This is a genomic window from Leucobacter sp. WKLB1, from assembly GCF_059696215.1.
Genome location: NZ_AP046115.1, coordinates 251,984 through 272,245, shown reverse-complemented (window position 1 = coordinate 272,245; position 20,262 = coordinate 251,984). Strand labels below are relative to the sequence as shown.

Annotated in this window: 10 protein-coding genes, 1 tRNA gene and 3 rRNA genes; 3 read left to right on the top strand and 11 right to left on the bottom strand. The window is 63.4% G+C overall.

What is annotated here, in order from left to right:
* Positions 1-17 precede the first annotated feature (17 nt).
* The 4 genes from ACZF5Y_RS01340 to ACZF5Y_RS01325 form a co-directional block, all read right to left on the bottom strand.
* Entirely contained in the window at positions 18-1,454 is a 1,437-nt protein-coding gene (locus ACZF5Y_RS01340) for a hypothetical protein (RefSeq protein WP_497534022.1), read from the bottom strand.
* A complete protein-coding gene (locus tag ACZF5Y_RS01335) occupies positions 1,447-2,604 on the bottom strand; it encodes a CPBP family intramembrane glutamic endopeptidase (protein WP_497534020.1) in 1,158 nt (385 codons plus the stop codon). The genes ACZF5Y_RS01340 and ACZF5Y_RS01335 overlap by 8 nt, the downstream gene beginning before the upstream one ends.
* A 283-nt stretch (positions 2,605-2,887) precedes the next feature.
* On the bottom strand, positions 2,888-4,273 hold the full coding sequence (locus ACZF5Y_RS01330) for a glycine--tRNA ligase (protein WP_497534019.1): 1,386 nt from the start codon (positions 4,271-4,273) through the stop codon (positions 2,888-2,890).
* 152 nt (positions 4,274-4,425) lie between these two features.
* Positions 4,426-4,980 carry a CBU_0592 family membrane protein gene (locus ACZF5Y_RS01325; protein ID WP_497534018.1) on the bottom strand — a complete coding sequence of 185 codons (555 nt, stop codon included), beginning with the start codon at positions 4,978-4,980 and terminating at the stop codon, positions 4,426-4,428.
* A 155-nt stretch (positions 4,981-5,135) separates the two neighbouring features.
* Here ACZF5Y_RS01325 and ACZF5Y_RS01320 point away from each other — a divergent pair, with 155 nt between their 5' ends.
* On the top strand, positions 5,136-6,065 hold the full coding sequence (locus tag ACZF5Y_RS01320) for a LysR family transcriptional regulator (RefSeq protein ID WP_497534017.1): 930 nt from the start codon (positions 5,136-5,138) through the stop codon (positions 6,063-6,065).
* A 17-nt stretch (positions 6,066-6,082) separates the two neighbouring features.
* Here ACZF5Y_RS01320 and ACZF5Y_RS01315 read toward each other — a convergent pair whose 3' ends face one another.
* Together ACZF5Y_RS01315 and ACZF5Y_RS01310 are read right to left on the bottom strand one after the other, a co-directional pair.
* Positions 6,083-7,024, bottom strand: a complete 942-nt coding sequence (locus ACZF5Y_RS01315) for a 2-hydroxyacid dehydrogenase (protein WP_497534016.1) — start codon at positions 7,022-7,024, stop codon at positions 6,083-6,085.
* A gap of 93 nt (positions 7,025-7,117) precedes the next feature.
* Positions 7,118-8,626: an APC family permease gene (locus ACZF5Y_RS01310; RefSeq protein WP_053351211.1), complete on the bottom strand. Its 1,509-nt coding sequence runs from the start codon at positions 8,624-8,626 to the stop codon at positions 7,118-7,120.
* A 239-nt stretch (positions 8,627-8,865) separates the two neighbouring features.
* On the opposite strand from ACZF5Y_RS01310, the gene ACZF5Y_RS01305 reads away from it, so the two are divergent.
* Entirely contained in the window at positions 8,866-9,705 is an 840-nt protein-coding gene (locus tag ACZF5Y_RS01305; RefSeq protein ID WP_497534013.1) for an endo alpha-1,4 polygalactosaminidase, read from the top strand.
* A gap of 161 nt (positions 9,706-9,866) precedes the next feature.
* On the opposite strand, the gene rrf is transcribed toward ACZF5Y_RS01305, so the two are convergent.
* The 4 genes from rrf to ACZF5Y_RS01285 form a co-directional block, all read right to left on the bottom strand.
* Positions 9,867-9,983, bottom strand: a 5S ribosomal RNA gene (rrf, locus tag ACZF5Y_RS01300).
* 125 nt (positions 9,984-10,108) lie between these two features.
* Positions 10,109-13,209 (bottom strand): 23S ribosomal RNA (locus ACZF5Y_RS01295).
* A gap of 483 nt (positions 13,210-13,692) precedes the next feature.
* Positions 13,693-15,218 (bottom strand): 16S ribosomal RNA (locus tag ACZF5Y_RS01290).
* Together the 16S, 23S and 5S rRNA genes form the textbook arrangement of a ribosomal RNA operon.
* 631 nt (positions 15,219-15,849) lie before the next feature.
* Positions 15,850-15,934, bottom strand: a tRNA-Tyr gene (locus ACZF5Y_RS01285).
* Positions 15,935-16,052: 118 nt separating this feature from the next.
* Between ACZF5Y_RS01285 and ACZF5Y_RS01280 the strand changes: the two genes are divergently transcribed.
* A complete protein-coding gene (locus ACZF5Y_RS01280) occupies positions 16,053-16,520 on the top strand; it encodes a GNAT family N-acetyltransferase (RefSeq protein WP_497534012.1) in 468 nt (155 codons plus the stop codon).
* Here ACZF5Y_RS01280 and ACZF5Y_RS01275 read toward each other — a convergent pair.
* A complete protein-coding gene (locus ACZF5Y_RS01275) occupies positions 16,517-20,251 on the bottom strand; it encodes a proline dehydrogenase family protein (RefSeq protein WP_497534011.1) in 3,735 nt (1,244 codons plus the stop codon). The two genes, ACZF5Y_RS01280 and ACZF5Y_RS01275, sit on opposite strands and share 4 nt — an antisense overlap.
* Positions 20,252-20,262 lie beyond the last annotated feature (11 nt).

Genomic DNA, 20,262 nt, shown 5'->3' with positions numbered 1-20,262 from the left:
CCCAGTCCTCCCAGGTGTCATTCGGCGATTCCCGTGAGGTGTCGGCGCAGCCGCACCGCCGCCTCACGCGCGTCGTGCACCGCAGTGGCGAGGTCTCCACTATGCCCACGGGTGCCCACCCGCAAACAAGTGGATTTCGCATCGCGAGACGACATGGTATGCACGAGCGCGCGGTCGCGATCGCTCTTCGCGGCGAAGGGAGCCAGCACGGTGAACGCATGCAGGCGACCGCCGGGCGCCCGCGTTGCACCTGCCGCTCCCAACGCCGCAGCTGCGGCCTGGTCACTATCGAGGTTACGCGCCACGCCGATCGAACTGCTCGCCCGAATCGTCCACGAGCCACTCCCCGCCGCATCGTCGGCACTGTGCGCAGTCGGGGCGTGCCAGCGCACGGCCCAGACGCTGCCCGAGTCATCGCGTACGAGTTCGACCAGGTCCCTCGCCGAAGCCGGATTCGTCGCAGCCCCGGCCCACTCGGGCTCGCTCACTTCCACGTTCACCACCCATCGGGCGTTCGGGTTCTCACCCGCACCCTGGAGTGGCGCGTCGGCGCCCGCTTCCGACTCACCGACCACCACCGCGCGCGCGGTGATCGAAGCCTCGCCGGCCGCGTCTCCCGATTCGACGACCTGCCAGGTCGCCTCGTCTGAAGCGGTCGTCTCAGACGACTCCGTCGCATCGAACGTGACTTCCGCGACCGTAACCACTCCCGTATCGACGATCTCAGTGCCGTAGAGCGCAAGTCGGTCGAGCAGTGTTTCGCGCAGCTTCTCCCACCCGTCAACCGGCTGCACGAAGGTTTCACGTGCAACGGAACGCGCGGCATATTCCATTGCGGCGCCGCAGAGAGAGCCCGCAGTCGTCACATCCTCGTTCAAACCAGGCGCCGCAATCGCCACATCGACCACGTCTGCGGAGACCCCATACTTTTCGTGCACCAGCGGCTCGACGAGACGTTGCAGCGCGGTCGCTCCGATGCGAGCGCGTACGAGCTTTCCGAGACGTTGGGTCTTGCCAATGGTCAGCAGCGGCATCACGCGATCAAGGAACGCACGAGTCGCCCCTGCCCCTCCGAGCACAGCCAGGCTCGCTTCCGAGAGCGGTACTGCAGGGATTCCGAAGACCGATGGCATCGGTTGTTCGACCGGGAGGCTCTTCGCACCCCGGAGCAGCACCGGCCCCGGTGCTGCGGCCAGCGGAGAAGCTCCCGGTGTCGCCGGGCCCCCAGTGGAAAGCGGTGCAGCGACGTGCGTGAGAAACTCACGCAGTGTGCCATTGGGATCGGTTACTCGATCCGGATCAAACGGCGCCAGCGCTTGTGCCGCTGTGCCTGCGTGTTCTGCGGCCGGCGCGCTCCCGCCTCGCGCGACTCGCACCGTGAGCCCCACCTCCGCGAGTTCGAGCGCGGCCGCAAGCTCAGGAATTCCATCTCCGATGACATAGACATCAACCACGCGGTTGCTCCTCTTCCGGCGAGACCGTGCCGGCCACCGGCATGGTCGGTGCGGGGCCAGGAACGGCAGCGCCACCACCCGCACCGGCACCCAGCGGAACTTCGATCTGCACGATATCAATGCGCGTACGCCCATAACCGTGCTTGCGGAACACCCGAATCACCAGCCAGATGAAGAGGGCGTACCCCACCACAGAGCCGATCAGTGACCCCACGCCCCCCGTCTGTTCGACCTGGGCGGTCTCGCCCCCGACGTTGAACGTCATGAAGCCGAATGCGATGAGGTTGTTGACGATGTGAATCGCGATGGCAGCTTCGAGCCCACCGGTGCGCCAGGTGAGCCAGGCGGCCACAACCCCAAGCAAGCCGACCGAGAGCAGCCCCCAGATGTCGTAGATGTGAGCGAGCGCGAACCCGATCGAGGGAATCAGAATGCCGAACCACGGGCTCTTCAGCCACGAACCGAGCACCTGCATGAACAGCCCACGGAAGACCACTTCTTCGGCAGTCGCCTGCAGCGGTACGAGGAGGATGACAATGACGAGCGAAGTCCACGCTGCGGTCCAGTCAAAATCTGCTGCGGCCGCCGTCGGGGCAGGCTCATTCAGCGATGCAGGGTTCAGTGCGATCTCCAACCCGATCGCAGCGACATTCATTACCCCGACCGCGAGCAGAGCCACGAGCGACAGTCGGCCGAGGAGACCCCAGCGGATGCGCGCAGCCACCGACCACACGCGCCCATTCGGCCGCATGTTCAAGGTGAGCATCGCAAGAATCACCGCGGGAATCATGATGATGATCGACACGAGACTCAAAAGCACCGACACCGGAACCTGCGTATCAAGCGCTGCACCCGTGCCCGTCGTCACCCCATTCAAATAATCGGGGTTCTGGAGCAGAAGCGGCAGGAACGCGACACTCACGATGATCGTGAAGATACCGAAGTACACCCCAGAGAGCAGCAAGAGCAGCAGCGGCTTCCACCAGCGGTAATTCTGCACTCCGCGGAGCAGTCGGTGGTACTCGAGCGGTTCGGTTTCGACCTGCTGGAGCTGCACTGCGGGGCGCGCCCACGCGTACTGCGGCGGCTCTACTGGTGCAGGTGCCGAAAATTCTGGGCGCTCGGAGGGCTCGGAACCAGTGCTCGTCATACGCTCCATCCTAGAAGCCGCCGCCGACATCCGCCCGAGTAGCGCAGGCGACCGCCTCCAGAACCGCAGGAGTTCTCCGCGCCTTCGGTCGAAAACCTGCAGTTCGGTCCGCAGGATCGAACTTCTCCTGCACGAACACCGAAACCCGCGCCGCACACGACGAAACCCGCCAAGATCCGAGATCTCAGCGGGGTTTCGATGCGTCACCGGCGCCGACCCCTCGCTGCGCTCCGTGGGCTGACGCTACGCGTCACCGGCGCCGACCGAAACGCGATGCGTTTCGCTAGGCGCCGCGCAAGCGCTCAGCGAGGAACGCGTGCAGCTCGGCACGCGGCACGCGCACCTGCTCCATCGTGTCGCGCTCGCGCACGGTCACCGCATCGTCGTCGAGCGAGTCGAAGTCGACGGTGACGCAGAACGGCGTGCCAATCTCGTCCTGTCGGCGGTAACGGCGGCCAATGGCTCCCGAATCGTCGAAGTCGACGTTCCAGTCGTCGCGGAGGTCCTGCGCGATCTCTCTGGCCAGCGGCGACAGCGCCTCATTGCGGCTCAGCGGCAGCACCGCGGCCTTGATCGGCGCGAGCCGCGGATCGAGCGCGAGCAGCGTGCGCTTGTCGGTGCTGCCCTTCGCATTCGGCACTTCTTCTTCGCGGTACGCGTCGACGAGGAAGGCCATCAACGAGCGAGTGAGGCCGGCGGCCGGCTCGATCACGTAGGGCGTGTAGCGCTCGTTCTTCGTCTGGTCGAAGAAGTTGAGATCCTTACCCGAGTGCTTCGAGTGCGTCGACAGATCGAAATCGGTGCGGTTCGCGATGCCCTCGAGCTCGCCCCACTCGCCGCCGGTAAACCCGAAGCGGTACTCGATGTCGGCGGTGCGCTTCGAGTAGTGCGACAGCTTTTCGGCGGGGTGCTCATAGAAGCGAAGGTTGTCGGGGTTGATGCCGAGGCCGGTGTACCACGACATCCGCTCATTCATCCAGTATTCCTGCCACTCCTCGTCCGTGCCCGGCTCGACGAAGAATTCCATCTCCATCTGCTCGAACTCGCGGGTGCGGAAGATGAAGTTGCCCGGCGTGATCTCGTTGCGGAAGCTCTTGCCGATCTGACCGATGCCGAACGGAGGCTTCATACGTGCCGCCTGCAGCACGTTCGCGAAGTTCACGAAGATGCCCTGCGCCGTCTCGGGGCGGAGGTAGTGCATGCCGGCCTCGTCATCGACGGGGCCGAGGTAGGTCTTCAGCAGACCCGAGAACGCGCGCGGCTCGGTCCACTGGCCGCGGGTGCCGCAGTTGGCGCACACGATCTCAGCGAGACCCCCCTCGGGCGCGCGGCCCTTCTTCTCCTCGAAGGCCTCGATGAGGTGGTCTTCGCGGTAGCGCTTGTGACACTGCAAGCACTCGACGAGCGGGTCGCTGAAGACCTCGACGTGGCCCGAGGCCTCCCAGACCTGCTTCGGCAGGATCACGCTCGAGTCGATACCGACGACGTCGTCGCGCTTCTGCACGACGGCCTTCCACCACTGGCGCTTGATGTTCTCTTTGAGAGCCGTGCCCAAAGGGCCGTAGTCCCAGGCGGAGCGCGATCCGCCGTAGATCTCACCGGCCTGGAAGACGAAGCCGCGGTGACGGGCGAGGGCGATGACCTTATCGAGGCGAGACTGCTCAGCCATTTTCTGAATTCACTCCAAGGTGCAAGCGGGGATCTTGGCACCGCAGCGCTCGTGGCGCAGCGGCATAGGGGTCCAGTCTACCGACCGCGACCGCGCACGGTCGGAGCGTTCATCCGCTGCTCAATTGGCGCCGAGAGTCTACGCGCGTGGTGTCAGGCCGAGCGCGCTGCGGCACTGAACTCGCGCCAGTCGAGTAGATCGGTGATGAGGGCGCTTCCCGGAGCGGCGGGCTCGTGCGTGGCACGCGGGTACTCCACTGCGGGGCGCTCGGGATCGCCTGCGGTCGCACCAGCGAAGCCTGGGTTGGCGGCTTCACCGCCGGCGCCCTCCCCCACGCGCGGCAGCCAGGGCAGGCTGATCGAGGAGGCCATCGTGCTCGACGGATCCCACACCGAGTGCGGCATCGGCAGAATCGGCAGGGCTGCCGTGGGCGTGATGATCATGTCTGGAGTGCTGGTGACCGCCGTGCGGCGGATCGCGACGAAGAGACCATACCCACCCATCAGTGCCCACACGACGTTCGAGACGAATGACGGCCAGGCGCCGAAGGCGATTGCCCCGCCCGCACCGAGAAACCCGCCGACGGTGTTGAGCACGAGATACCGTTTAGTCGTCGGGAGCCAGGTGCCGCGCAGCATCAGCACGTACGCGGTGAAAGTACCCAGGGTTCCGACCCAACCCAGAATGTTCCCGACGATCTCCTGCACTGCCTGCTCCTCTCGCGCTCAACTTGTGGCAGGTCGGGCTGCGGGTCGGCCGCTGAACGGGCCGTTGCTCCTGCAACTCGACAGGACTATCCTCAGGTGCCAACGCATCCAGCACAATCGAATCTTTCGTGATCCAGGGTGTAGAATTTCTAAACATGCGCATCGCAGTTTCGCGACTCCCGTTTCTGCTCCAGATTGCTCGGAGCGGCGGTGTGCTCGCTGCCGCCGAAGCGCTGACGCTGACCCCGTCGGCGGTGTCGCAGCAACTCGCGCGACTCGAGTCCGAGGTCGGTGTTCCGCTGGTGGTACGCAGTCCGCGCGGCATCACGCTCACCGCCGCCGGCCGCGAGCTGGTCGAGCTGGCCGAGAACGTCGAGCGGGAGGTCAACGAGGCGGCGTTGCGAGTCGGTGCGGCGAGCGAACTCCCCAGCGGTACGGTGCGCTTCGGCGCCTTTCAGAGCTTCATGAGCGGCGTGCTCGCGCCGGCGCTTCCTCGATGGCGCACCGAACTTGCCGGCGTTCATCTCGAGGCGGTCGAGGCCGACATGCCCGTCATGCTCCGCGGCCTGCGCGCCGCCTCCTACGACATCATCGCGATCGAGCGCGATGAGTCGGTGCCGCCACCGCCGCTCGGCCCCGGCGTGCGCGAAGTCACGCTTCTCGACGACCCCTGGGTGCTCGTCGCCCCTGCAGGAACACAGGCCGCAATGGGTGTGGTCGAACTCGATCGGCTGCGACTCCCGTGGCTGCAGATCGACCCCGGCTCAGGCGTGCATCACGCGTCGCAGCGGGTGCGCGCTCGCATCGAGAACTCGGCGATCGCCCCGCATCAATATGCAAGCCATCAGTCGGCGCTCGCGCTCATCTCCGCCGGCGAGGGCGTCGCGCTGCTTCCGCAGCTGGCACTCCGAGAGTTCTCGTTGAGCGGCGTCGAAACCCACGATCTCCCCGGGCTCGGAGTGCGGCACATCGCACTCCGGTATCGCGTGGGCCGCAAGCCCGATCCCGCGGTCACGGCCGCAGTGGAGTTCCTGCGCTTCCTCACGGCATCGAACGAGATCACGCAGGATCAACCGGCGCGCTGACGGGCTCTCGGCTTCGGTCAGTTCCACTCACCAAGCACGAGGTTCTCGGGGCGCTCCCCGCGCTGCAGATGCGCGATCTGGCGCTCGATGAGGCGTGCGACGCGCGGTAGCATCGCGCTGGAGTCGCCGCCGACGTGGGGCGTGATGAGCACGTTGGGCGCGCTCCAGAGCGGATGATCGTTCGGGAGCGGCTCGGGGTCCGTGACGTCGAGCGCGGCGCGCAGACGACCCGCGGAGAGTTCTGCAACCAGCGCATCGGTGTCGACCACCGGGCCGCGAGCCACGTTCACGATCAAGGCACCATCCGGAAGCGCGGCAAGCGCAGCAGCGTCGAGCAGGTGCGTGGTTTCGGCGGTCAGCGGCACCGCGATGATCACGATATCTGCGTCGGCGAGCGCCGCGTGCAGCCCGTCGAATCCCTGCACCGCAACCGAGGCTCCTGCCAGATTCTGCTGCTCTCTGGCCGTGCGGGCCAGTCGCGAGATCTCGACTTCGAACCCCGCGAGACGCGCTTCGATCGCCTGCGAGACGCCGCCGTACCCGATGAGGAGCACCCGGCGGTCGGCCAGGCTCGGGGTCGACCGTCCGATCCATTCCCGCGCATCGCCCTGGCGCACGAACTCCGCAAGCCCGCGCTGGGCCGCGATGGCGAGCCCGACCGCGAGTTCCGCAGTCGACGTCTCGTGCACCGTGGCCGCGTTGGCGACCGGCTGCTCGGCGCTCACGTACTTCGCGAGCCCGTTGTAGCCGATCGACTGCCACTGCACGAGGCGCACATCGACGCTCTTGAGCGCCGCGAGCGGCCGATTGCCACCCAGGTACGGGGGCACCACGATGTCGAAGCGCTCCCGCGGGGCCGGGCCGTCGAGATCCCACTCCACGAACTCGACTCCCTGCACATGCGCGAGTGCCTCGCGCAAACCGGAATCCGTGGGCAGTGAAACGACGAAGTCACTCATGCTCGCGAGTCTATCGACGGCGGCACTCCGGCCGCATGCGGATCGCGGTGCCCGAAGCGCTCGACATGCCACGGGGCACCGCGATCCTGCCCGCTAACGCGTCGTCACACGCCCGGTGCGTCGCCGAATCTCGTCGGCGACCTCCTTCGCATCGCCCTCGGGCGCACTCGACTGCGCATCCGGTCGTGCACCGAACAGGTACACGAGGCCGGTCACGAGCACCACTGCGAGGCCGATGAGCACGACATAGTCCGTCAAGAATGCTCCGGACGACCCTGGGATCGCCAGCAGTACCATCGCGAAGACCCCATAGGCGAGCGCGAGCACGTTCACGACGAGGCCCAGGGCACCGAGCGAGAACGGCCCGGCCGGTCGCCATCCGCGCAGACGCTGGCGCAGACTCGCGAACACGACCATCTGGAACGACAGGTAGATTCCGAGAATTGCGAACGACGTCACGGCAACCAGAATGCCGTCGTTGAAGAAGATCAGCAGGCAGATGAGGGCCGGCACCGTACACGCCACGATGAGCGCGTTCGTGGGCACCTTGCTGCGCTCCGAGACTTTCGACAGCCACACGTGGCCCGGCAGCATGCCGTCGCGTGCGAACGAGTACAGCAGGCGGCTGGCCGCGGCCTGCAGGCTCAGCACGCACGAAATGAACGCGAGGATCGCCACCGCCAAGAACACCTTCGCTCCGACCGCACCGAGCGTCGCGGTCAAGATCTCGGGGATCGGATCACCGACCTCGCCGGCGACGATTTGTTCCAGGTTCGGAGCCGCAAGCACATACCCGCCGAATGAGAACAGTGCCGAAACGGCACCGACCAGAATCGTCATGATCATGGCCTTCGGAATCCGTCTCGCCGGGTCGGCCACCTCTTCCGCAACGTCGCCGCAGGCTTCAAATCCGTAGAAGAGGAAGAGCCCGGCCAGCGCCGACGCGATGAACACTGGCAAGTACGACCCGTCGCCCGCGGTACCCATGGTGTCGAAGAACACCGAGAAATCATGCTTGCGCTGGAAGATGAGCAAGTACAGCCCGATCCCGATCACGCCGATGAGTTCGGCGAATAGTCCGATGCGCGCAATGCGTGCGAGCCATCGTGTCCCCGTGAAATTGATCGCGAGCGCCAGGAGCAGCAACGCGAGCGAGATGATCAGCGTGGACGCCGGCGTGAGTTCGATGCCGAGCAGCGCGGTCACGAAGCCCGCACCGAACTCGGCCACCGAGGTGATGGTCACGATCATCGCCCAAATGTAGACCCAGGCTGCAAGCCACGCGTAACGCCGGCCCCAGAGCCGCCGCGCCCACGGATAGATGCCGCCGTGGATCGGATACTGCGACACGACCTCCCCGAACACCAACGAGACGAGCAACTGCCCGCAGGCGACGATGACAATCCACCAGATCGAGGGCGGACCGCCCGTCGAGAGTGCGACGGCAAAGAGCGAATAGACGCCGACCAACGGCGACAGATAGGTGAAGCCAAGGGCAAAGTTCGCCCACAGGCTCATCGAGCGATCGAACTTCCCCTCGTAGCCGAGGACGGCGAGGTGTTCGTCGTCGGCGAGGCGCCCGTCTGATGAGGGAGCGGTCATGGTGTGTTCCTTTCGGATCGACGTTGATCCCGACGGATTCGATACCGTCGTCGAGCTGAGCATAGACCTGCCGCGCGGTCTCAGCCGGTATTGCGCGCTTCTTGAATTGAATCGGGGAGGCGCAGCACACTGACTCGCAGCAATCATCACGCGCAGCTAGCATCGGATGCATGTCGACAACGCACCGATCGGTGCTTCTGAGGGTCAAGATGCGTTCGTGTACCGCCACCAATCGGGTAATGCGTACTGGCGCGCTGTTCTCAGCCGGCCTGCTCACAGCGGGCCTGCTCGCGGGGTGCGCACCGACGACGGTGCCTGCGACAGACGCGGGGGCGAGCCCAGCCTCCGACGCAGCGCTGCGCGGGTTCCCCGCAGGCGGAGTCGTGGACTACCAACTGGGTGGGGCGTACACTCCGGCGCCCGAAGTCGAAATCGTCTCTCGGGATCGTATGGATGCACCCGACCCCGACCGCTACTCGATTTGCTACGTCAATGGATTCCAGACGCAGCCCGGCGAGCTAAGCGACTGGCCCGAGGACGCGCTGCTCACGAACGAGTCCGGGCCAGTGATCGACCCAGATTGGCCCGACGAAATACTGCTGAACACCGCCACCGTGGCTGCGCGCGCCCAGATTCTCGAAGTGGTCGCTCCGTGGATTACGAAGTGCGCGGAGGATGGCTACAACGCGGTCGAGTTCGACAATCTCGACACGTACACGCGTTCGAACGGTGCGCTGACGCGTGAGGGCAATGTCGCCCTGGCGCAGGCGTACGTAGAAGTCGCTCACGACGCTGGGCTCGACGCGGGCCAGAAGAACGCCGCGGAAGATGCGGAGCTGTTGCACGCAGAGGCAGGCTTCGACTTCGCAGTCTCAGAGGAGTGCGGCGCGTACCGGGAGTGTGCGGACTACACGGAGGTGTATGGCGATGCGGTGATCGATATCGAGTACACCGATGAGCTGCCTCGCAGCTTCGCGGAGATGTGCGCGGACCCTGAGACGCCGGCTTCGGTGGTGCTGCGCGATCGGGATCTCAGCACCCCTGATGACCAGGAGTACGTGTTCGAGACCTGCAGCTGATTCCTTTCATCGCAGGGCCCTGAAACACGAATGCCCCGCAGGCTTAAGCCTGCGGGGCATTCGTCACGCACCCACGCGGGTGCAGAAAAGGTTCGAGGGTCGTATCTGGTTTCACACACCGTCTTGGTATGTGCAACCTGATACGACCCTCGGTAAAAGGTGTCCGGCGGTGTCCTACTCTCCCACAAGGTCCCCCTTGCAGTACCATCGGCGCTGTCAGTCTTAGCTTCCGGGTTCGGAATGTGACCGGGCGTTTCCCTGACGCTATGGCCGCCGTAACTCTATTCACATATGACCACACCCCAACCATCTCGGGGGTGTGTGGCCGTACGTCTAGAACCACAAAGTGGACGCTTACATCGTTACTGAAGATACTCATGCCCCAACCACTCAAGGTTGGGAAGAAATCAAGTCATCGGCTTATTAGTACCAGTCAGCTCCACAAGTTACCCTGCTTCCACATCTGGCCTATCAACCCAGTCATCTACTGGGAGCCTCACCACCACAAGGGTGACGGAGATCTCATCTCGAGGCCGGCTTCCCGCTTAGATGCTTTCAGCGGTTATCCATCCCGAACGTAGCCAACCAGCCATGCCCTTGGCAGAACAACTGGCACACCAGAGGTCCGTCCAACCCGGTCCTCTCGTACTAGGGTCAGATCCTCTCAAATCTCCAACGCGCGCAGAGGATAGGGACCGAACTGTCTCACGACGTTCTAAACCCAGCTCGCGTACCGCTTTAATGGGCGAACAGCCCAACCCTTGGGACCAACTCCAGCCCCAGGATGCGACGAGCCGACATCGAGGTGCCAAACCATGCCGTCGATATGGACTCTTGGGCAAGATCAGCCTGTTATCCCCGAGGTACCTTTTATCCGTTGAGCGACAGCGCTTCCACAAGCCACTGCCGGATCACTAGTCCCGACTTTCGTCCCTGCTCGACCTGTCAGTCTCACAGTCAAGCTCCCTTGTGCACTTACACTCGCCACCTGATTGCCAACCAGGTTGAGGGAACCTTTGGGCGCCTCCGTTACTTTTTGGGAGGCAACCGCCCCAGTTAAACTACCCACCAGGCACTGTCCCAGAACCCGATCAGGGTCCGTAGTTAGATGTCCAATATGACCAGAGTGGTATTTCAACAACGACTCCACCCAAACTAGCGTCTGAGCTTCACAGTCTCCCACCTATCCTACACAAGCCACACCGAACACCAATACCAAGCTGTAGTAAAGGTCACGGGGTCTTTCCGTCCTTCTGCGCGTAACGAGCATCTTTACTCGTACTGCAATTTCGCCGAGTTCACGGTGGAGACAGCTGGGAAGTCGTTACGCCATTCGTGCAGGTCGGAACTTACCCGACAAGGAATTTCGCTACCTTAGGATGGTTATAGTTACCACCGCCGTTTACTGGGGCTTAAATTCAAAGCTTCGACCAAGGTCTAACCTCTCCTCTTAACCTTCCAGCACCGGGCAGGCGTCAGTCCGTATACATCCACTTGCGTGTTGGCACGGACCTGTGTTTTTAGTAAACAGTCGCTTCCCACTGGTCTCTGCGGCCACCACACCCTTTCCGGAGTAAATCCGTATAAGTGGGTGGCCCCCCTTCTCCCGAAGTTACGGGGGCATTTTGCCGAGTTCCTTCACCATGATTATCTCGATCTCCTGAGTATTCTCTACCTGACCACCTGAGTCGGTTTGGGGTACGGGCAACAGCAAACCTCACGTCGATGCTTTTCTTGGCAGCATAGGATCACCTGCTTCCCCAAACGGGTCCGCATCATGTCTCACCCAAAGCCGAAAACTGTTCATAATCGACGGGCTACACATTTACACCGGGACAACCATCGCCCGGCACAGGCTACCTTCCTGCGTCACACCTCACGCTCACCACCCCAGTTCGGGTTCGCAACCGCCACCCCACATCACCCGAAGGATCCATGAAGTATTGGATAGCTGAGCACTACTGGTTAGGTCTTTGACGGTTTACCGCCGGTACGGGAATATCAACCCGTTGTCCATCGACTACGCCTGTCGGCCTCGCCTTAGGTCCCGACTTACCCAGGGCAGATTAGCTTGACCCTGGAACCCTTGGTCTTCCGGAGGACGGGTTTCTCACCCGTCTTTCGCTACTCATGCCTGCATTCTCACTCGTGTGGCATCCACGACTGGTTCACACCGCCGCTTCACTCGCCACACGACGCTCTCCTACCCATCCATACGGCTGGACCACGAAGGCCTACCTGTTATATGAATGCCACAACTTCGGTGGCGTGCTTGAGCCCCGTTACATTGTCGGCGCGGAATCACTTGACCAGTGAGCTATTACGCACTCTTTCAAGGGTGGCTGCTTCTAAGCCAACCTCCTGGTTGTCACAGCAACTCCACATCCTTTTCCACTTAGCACGCGCTTTGGGACCTTAGTTGGTGATCTGGGTTGTTTCCCTCTCGACAATGAAGCTTATCCCCCACTGTCTCACTGCTGCGCTCTCACTTACCGGCATTCGGAGTTTAGCTGACGTCAGTAACCTTGTAGGGCCCATCGGCCATCCAGTAGCTCTACCTCCGGCAAGAAACACGCAACGCTGCACCTAAATGCATTTCGGAGAGAACCAGCTATCACGAAGTTTGATTGGCCTTTCACCCCTATCCACAGCTCATCCCCTCAGTTTTCAACCTAAGTGGGTTCGGTCCTCCACGACGTCTTACCGTCGCTTCAACCTGGCCATGGATAGATCACTTCGCTTCGGGTCTAGGACATGCGACTGAACCGCCCTATTCAGACTCGCTTTCGCTACGGCTACCCCACACGGGTTAACCTCGCCACATATCGCTAACTCGCAGGCTCATTCTTCAAAAGGCACGCTGTCACACCTACAAGGGTGCTCCAACGGATTGTAAGCAAACGGTTTCAGGTACTATTTCACTCCCCTCCCGGGGTACTTTTCACCTTTCCCTCACGGTACTAGTCCGCTATCGGTCATCTGGAAGTATTTAGGCTTATCAGGTGGTCCTGACAGATTCACACGGGATTTCTCGGGCCCCGTGCTACTTGGGATACACACCACGCGGTAAAACCATTTCGGATACGGGACTCTCACCCACTCCGGCCGCCCATTCCAAGGCGTTCTCCTATAGCTTCACTCTCACGTCCGAAGCTCAGCAGCGCTCCGAGGCATGTCCCACAACCCCGACCATGCAACCCCTGCCAGGTATCACACATGATCGGTTTAGCCTGATCCGGTTTCGCTCGCCACTACTCCCGGAATCACTATTGTTTTCTCTTCCTGTGGGTACTGAGATGTTTCACTTCCCCACGTTCCCTCTACCCGCCCTATATATTCAGGCGGGAGTCACCAGGTACGCACGCGCCCTGGCGGGGTTTCCCCATTCGGAAATCCTCGGATCACAGCCCGTTTATCGGCTCCTCGAGGCTTATCGCAGATTACTACGTCCTTCTTCGGCTCCAGATGCCAAGGCATCCACCGTTTGCTCTTTGAGACTTGAAATCACATAAGTATTCAGAACCACACACCCACCACCAAAACCCGAAAGCTTCGACAGTCAAAGTGTGTGACCAATGAAATTATTAGTATCAGCAGCACCAAACCACCCCGAACCACACCCAAAGGCATGTCCCTGATGTTTTGACGCTGCAAGATGCTCGCGTCCACTGTGTAGTTCTCAACGTACGGTCGATCCCACCCCTGAAGACAACACGTTCTCCAACAGTGGGTCAAGGATCCAGTCCACCACACCCCAAGGTGCGGCCGGCTGGTCTCCCAGGACCCAATAGTATGCACTCTTTACGCAAACCAGACCACTCACCCACGCGTTCCAATCACCCCGCCAAAACGGAAGTGACGTACTAGCACAGGCGAGCCATCAAAGCTTGCTTTGTCGTATGTTCCACCCATGAGCTGTGTGCGTCACGCGTTTGGTGACGATCACACATTCTCTGCACCAACCAATGGTTGGTGAGTGCTCCTTAGAAAGGAGGTGATCCAGCCGCACCTTCCGGTACGGCTACCTTGTTACGACTTAGTCCTAATCACCAGTCCCACCTTCGACGGCTCCCTCCACAAGGGTTAGGCCACCGGCTTCGGGTGTTACCGACTTTCATGACTTGACGGGCGGTGTGTACAAGGCCCGGGAACGTATTCACCGCAGCGTTGCTGATCTGCGATTACTAGCGACTCCGACTTCATGGGGTCGAGTTGCAGACCCCAATCCGAACTGAGACCGACTTTTTGGGATTCGCTCCACCTCGCGGTATCGCAGCCCTTTGTATCGGCCATTGTAGCATGCGTGAAGCCCAAGACATAAGGGGCATGATGATTTGACGTCATCCCCACCTTCCTCCGTGTTGACCACGGCAGTATCCCATGAGTTCCCACCATAACGTGCTGGCAACATAGGACGAGGGTTGCGCTCGTTGCCGGACTTAACCGAACATCTCACGACACGAGCTGACGACAACCATGCACCACCTGTTTACGAGTGTCCAAAGAGTTGACGATCTCTCGCCCGTTCTCGTATATGTCAAGCCTTGGTAAGGTTCTTCGCGTTGCATCGAATTAATCCGCATGCTCCGCCGCTTGTGCGGGCCCCCGTCAATTCCTTTGAGTTTTAGCCTTGCGGCCGTACTCCCCAGGCGGGGAACTTAATGCGTTAGCTACGACACAGAACCCGTGGAACAGGCCCTACATCTAGTTCCCAACGTTTACGGCATGGACTACCAGGGTATCTAATCCTGTTCGCTCCCCATGCTTTCGCTCCTCAGCGTCAGTTACGGCCCAGAGATCTGCCTTCGCCATCGGTGTTCCTCCTGATATCTGCGCATTCCACCGCTACACCAGGAATTCCAATCTCCCCTACCGCACTCTAGCTTGCCCGTACCCACTGCAGGCTGGAGGTTGAGCCTCCAGTTTTCACAGCAGACGCGACAAGCCGCCTACGAGCTCTTTACGCCCAATAATTCCGGACAACGCTTGCACCCTACGTATTACCGCGGCTGCTGGCACGTAGTTAGCCGGTGCTTTTTCTGCAGGTACCGTCACTTGCGCTTCTTCCCTACTAAAAGAGGTTTACAACCCGAAGGCCGTCATCCCTCACGCGGCGTTGCTGCATCAGGCTTGCGCCCATTGTGCAATATTCCCCACTGCTGCCTCCCGTAGGAGTCTGGGCCGTGTCTCAGTCCCAGTGTGGCCGGTCACCCTCTCAGGCCGGCTACCCGTCGTCGCCATGGTGAGCCATTACCTCACCATCTAGCTGATAGGCCGCGAGTCCATCCCGAACCAAAATTCTTTCCACCTACACACCATGCGGTGATAGGACATATCCAGTATTAGACGCCGTTTCCAGCGCTTATCCCAGAGTTCGGGGCAGGTTACTCACGTGTTACTCACCCGTTCGCCACTCATCCACCCCCAGCAAGCTGGGAGCTTCAGCGTTCGACTTGCATGTGTTAAGCACGCCGCCAGCGTTCGTCCTGAGCCAGGATCAAACTCTCCGTAAAAAACGATTGTCACAAGCTCCCGGGGAAAAACCGGAAACCGCAACGAGTTCAATCAGGCAACAGAACCATCAATACTGACGATTCTTGTTATCCAAAAAAGGAATCTCCCACACCCACACGAATGTGAATGTCGGGGATTGTTAAATAATTGGCATATGACAATTAAAAGTGCACACTATTGAGTTCTCAAAGACCAGACACCACCCGTCACCCCCAACCAAGGAAAGCTCCGAACAGCAACCTGTCATCAACCGCTGGGAGTGAAACACACTCCAGCTGGACCACCCTCTGGGCGTCCACCTTGCGGTGAGATCGAGTCTCTTACTTTACACGCTGCTGCATGACTTTTGCAAGTCTTGCTCATCGTAGCTTTCAGAGCCGATTTGCGATCCGATCCCGCCGCTTTCGCGTCGTTTTCCGTCTCGCTGACAAGGGAATACATTACGTGGGTCGACCCCGTGAGGGCAATTGCGCGCCCCATCCCGGGCGTGTCCCGCGTATTCGCGCGAATTCTGCTCCGAAGACCCAGATGCAGGCGCGTGCAACACGTACGAAACCCACGGGCACGGGCCCCGAAAACACCAAAAAGGCCCCGGTCTCGGTGATGTCTCACACGAGGCCGGGGCCTTGCTGGTGGCGGGTGAGGGATTCGAACCCCCGTAGGCAGTGCCAGCTGATTTACAGTCAGCCCCCTTTGGCCGCTCGGGTAACCCGCCGTCGGTTGCGCGTGCGCAACCAGGAAGCAACATTACCGTCTTCCCCGGGTGAAATGGAAATCGGACGTCTGCTTCGATGCTCTGCCGCCGGGCATCAGCACCGTGTGAGGATCGATTCATGACCACGCTGCCTGCTGAACTCACGCTCCACTCCGCCCACGTAAGTCACATCAACTCCCCCACGTTCTACCGAATCGCTGCGCTGCGCCAGCGTGTCTTCGTCGTCGAGCAAGACTGCGTCTACCTCGACCTCGACGGCCGTGACCTCGAACCCGAGACGCAGCAGGTCTGGGCCTCCGACGCGGTCGGCACCGTCGCCGCGACCGTGCGCATTCTCTCCGAGGATGCGCAGGAGCCCGGCCTTCGCAGCATCGGGCGCGTCGTCACCGATCACGACTGGCGCGGTCGCGGCATCGCCGCAGCGCTCATGAAGGCGGCCATCGCCACCTGCGGCGAGCACCCCGTCGTGCTGCACGCGCAGTCGCACCTCACCGATTGGTACGGCCGATTCGGCTTCAGCGCCGACGGGCCCGAGTACCTCGAAGACGGGATTCCGCACACCCCGATGCGGCTGACCGCTCGCTAGTCCTCGAGCCCGACGTCGAGGCCGGGCACCGGCACCGCCAACCCGTGGCGATGCGCACGCACGGAGACCGCCTGTTCGCGCAGCAGCGTCAGAAGTTCGACGGGCCCCGCCATCGTCACGGGTTCGCCCCAGATCGCCACGCGATCCTGCCCGCCCAACCATTCGGCCGCACGCACGCGATCTCCGTCGATGAGGCGCACTCGCAGTGCGACCTCGCCGCTCGCGCCCACGGGTCCGGTGACCGCAAGCCGCTCGACCCAGTCGTCATCGCGCTCGAGCGATACCTCGATGTCGCGACGCTCAAGAAACGCAGCAACTCCGGCGGGCAGCACCTCGCCGGTCGAGATCGTCACCGGGGCTTGCACCAGCAACGCGGCGGCGATGACGCGCACCAGGTGCGCCATCGCTCCGCCCTCCGCCAGTCGAATATGAGTCGGCACCGCTCGGTGCCGGAGCACATTGCGTTCGACTCCGAGCCCGACGACATCGCGGTCGACGCCAAAACTCGTGCGCCACGTCAAGGCATCGGCGAGAGCCGCGCGGCGCAGCGCATCGAACCCTGCGTAGTCGAGGTCCGCCTGCGCCGCCTCAATCAACAGCTGCACCTCTGCGTCCAGGCCGCGCAGATGCAAAGTCTCGCTCCGACTCCCCTCGCGGGGGCGCCATGCCCCGAGAGCGACCAACCGATTCGCGGCACCCGCGAGCGCAGCCAGCCCCATGCCGGCATCGTTCCAACCGCCACCGGGGTGCCGTTCGATCAGGGCACCGGTGGTCGGCCGATTGACGGCGAGCGCCGCGGCCTCGACCGATTCGAGCCAATCGGCGATCTCGTCGGCATCATGCGACTGCAGGGCAGCGACCCCGCCACTCCCCTCCGCGTTCTGCACAGCGATCGCCTCCGAAAGGGAATGCGCGGTGGCGATGCCGATGACCGGCACCGCACGCGAGTCATCCCAGAAAGTCGACGCTGCACTCACGCCGAGCCGCACGCCAGGGCTCCACAGCCGGCCAGCATCGTCCAGCCTGCGCGGTTGCACGAGCCACGATTCTCCACGGCCGAGCTCGGTCAGCGCTCGCAGTCCCGCGGCGTCGGGCGCTGCGATGAGCGGACCGATTGCGCCGTCGAGCGCATCGGCGTCACTCGGACGCGCGCTATCGACCACCGTGATCGCCCGTACCGCATCGGCGAGCCCGTCGCGGAATCTGCGGGATCGCGCGACGCTGCCGAGCAGCACTACGCCCCGAGCCGCCCGCGGGTCGCCTGCGTGAGCACCGAAGGCCGAAGCGACGATGTCGTCGATCGCACGGTCCAGGTCTGCGGAGGGCGTGACCAGCGTGGTGCCGCGCGCCCGGAAGCGCCCCTCCACCCGCAAATCGGGTCGGCGACGCGCGAGCTCCAGCGCATCCGAACGCGCACCGAGCACGACCGCGCGATCGATCCCGGGGTGCGCCGCGAGCTCGGCCACCGTGCGCCCGACGACGGTCGCTTCGAGTCGCACGACTCCCGGGGTGAGCCCTCCGACTTCGCACTCCTCGATGACCGCCGCGGCCGAATCGACCAGCGCCGCGGGTACCGACCACAGCACGCCACTGCCCGCCGCGAGGGCGGCGAACACGGATTCCGCCTGGATCGCGAGCGGCGTCGCCGCGTCGGCGACGACGAGCACGAGGCGATCCGGCACGAATGTCGCCCCGCGCACCGCGCCGAGCCCCTCGGCCAGCTGTCCGCTGTAGCGCGCCGCATCGATGAGGGTGTCGACCTCGGCATCGATCAACCACGGCGGCGCACCGGTATCAACGACGAGAGCTTGGATGAGACGATCACGCGCGGCCACCATCGCCAGCGCGGCGCGGCGGAGACGAGAGGCTCGGGTGCGGTGAGGTTGCGCCGACCACGCCTCGGCCTGGGCGCGCGCCTCATCGGCGACGTGCTGCGGGTCGAGGTCGGCTCGCGCGAGCGCAATGGTCGCGTTCGCTTCGTCGACCCGCTGAGCAGAAGCTGCGGCGTGCGCGAGAAGCTCGCGCACCCACTCGCGGTTCGCGGCGACCGTGGCGTCAGTGCCCGGTTCGTTCGCGAACCCCGAGTCGGAGACCACCGGAATCGCGCGCGGCGGTGCCAGCGCTTCCAAGGCGAATGCCCCCTCGGCACCGCGGGTCAACCCGAGCACGGCAGCGGTGAGCCCGCCCGTGTCGAATCGTGAGGGTTCATCGGGAGACCGATAGAAGAGCGCACTGTCGCGCTCGCTCGGATCCCACTCGCGCGCCCGCACCTGCGTGCGATGCGACGACGGAGCCGGATCGGCGGCCAGCTCTGCCGCAGCAGCGAATCGGCGCAGCGCAGCCGACATCGACGATTCCGGAAGCGGCGGTGCATCGTCCCCGGGTTCCGCGGCGATCAACGCCTCCAGTCGCGATATCGGCGACTCCGGGTCGGCGGCCTCGGCCGCAACTGCGACGAGCAGGTCGACCGCGCCGCCGAATTCCTTGGGAGCGACCACCGGAATCGCGACGCGCACCTCGATGTCGGCCGTTCGCAGTGCACCCGCCAACCCCGGAGCGACGCCGCTGCGCACCTGCAGTGCGGCGAGACCTCGAGCCGCGAGGTGCTCGGTCAGCGCGACGGTGCCGGCGAGGACCAGCAGATCCTCACTCGCGATCACCGGTCTCAGCACGGCAGCGCGGCCGGGATGCAGGGCCAGCTCGACGAGCCTGAGCATTTGGGCGGTCACCTCGGTCGGGTCTTCGAGCACCGGCACCGCAAGGCCGCTCGCAATCGATGCGATGCGCTCGGTACCAGCCACCCCACCGACACCGATGGTCACCTCGGCGGGAGCGCCACCGTCGGCGACTCTGCGCTGCGCCCACCGACTCAAACGTCCGTAGTACTCGCGTGACTCGGGCAGTTCGGCGAGCAGCCGCACCCCGATGCGGGCGCGGTCGAGAGCTGGATCGACGGTGGCGCGAATTGCGATGTCCGGAAGCATGCGAGCCCACCGCACCGTGCGCGCGGTCAAGTGCACCGTCGTTCCGTGCTCGGCAGCAGCCCGCAGCACGGGTTCGAGCGCCGCTGCCGCGCGGGCGACATCCGCGTCGTACGACCAGTCAGACCCACCGGGGGCGATCCGCGTGACATCGACGACGAGATGCCCGACGGTCGGGTGCGCTGCCAACGCAGCCAGTCGAGTGGCCTCGGCCGCAGCTCCCGCCGGCCCGTGCACCGCGTCGCCGAGCGGCTCGATCACCGGCTTCAGACCCGCGTCGGAATACTTGCGCAGGCCATCGGTGAGGCCAGCGAGGCGACCGTTACCGCCTCCTACTCCCGTCGGCAGCTTCGTCGCGAGCACGAGCCCCGAGACCCTGTCGCGCAGCCACTTGCGCGCCACCGGCATCACCGCCCAGGGCAGTCCGAGCGATGTCGCGCCACCCGCACGCACCGCCAACCGGTCGCGCACCGGCATCGACTCGGGAACCTCGCGAGCCATCGCGTGGAGACCGAGCGCCGAGGCGAAGGCGTCGTCCGTGCCCGCCACGAGTTCGAGCAGACGCCGCGTGAACTCGAAGCTCTCGGGGTCACGGCGCAGACCCTCGAGCAGGTGGTCGGCGCCACGCGCCTCGGCCTCGACATCGCGTTCTCGACCGCGGAGCGCCGCGACCCATTCGGTCGCGAGTGTCGACGTGCGCGCGGCGACGTCATCCCAGACCGAGACCGTCTCGATGGATTCACCTGCCATGTGCCCACTGT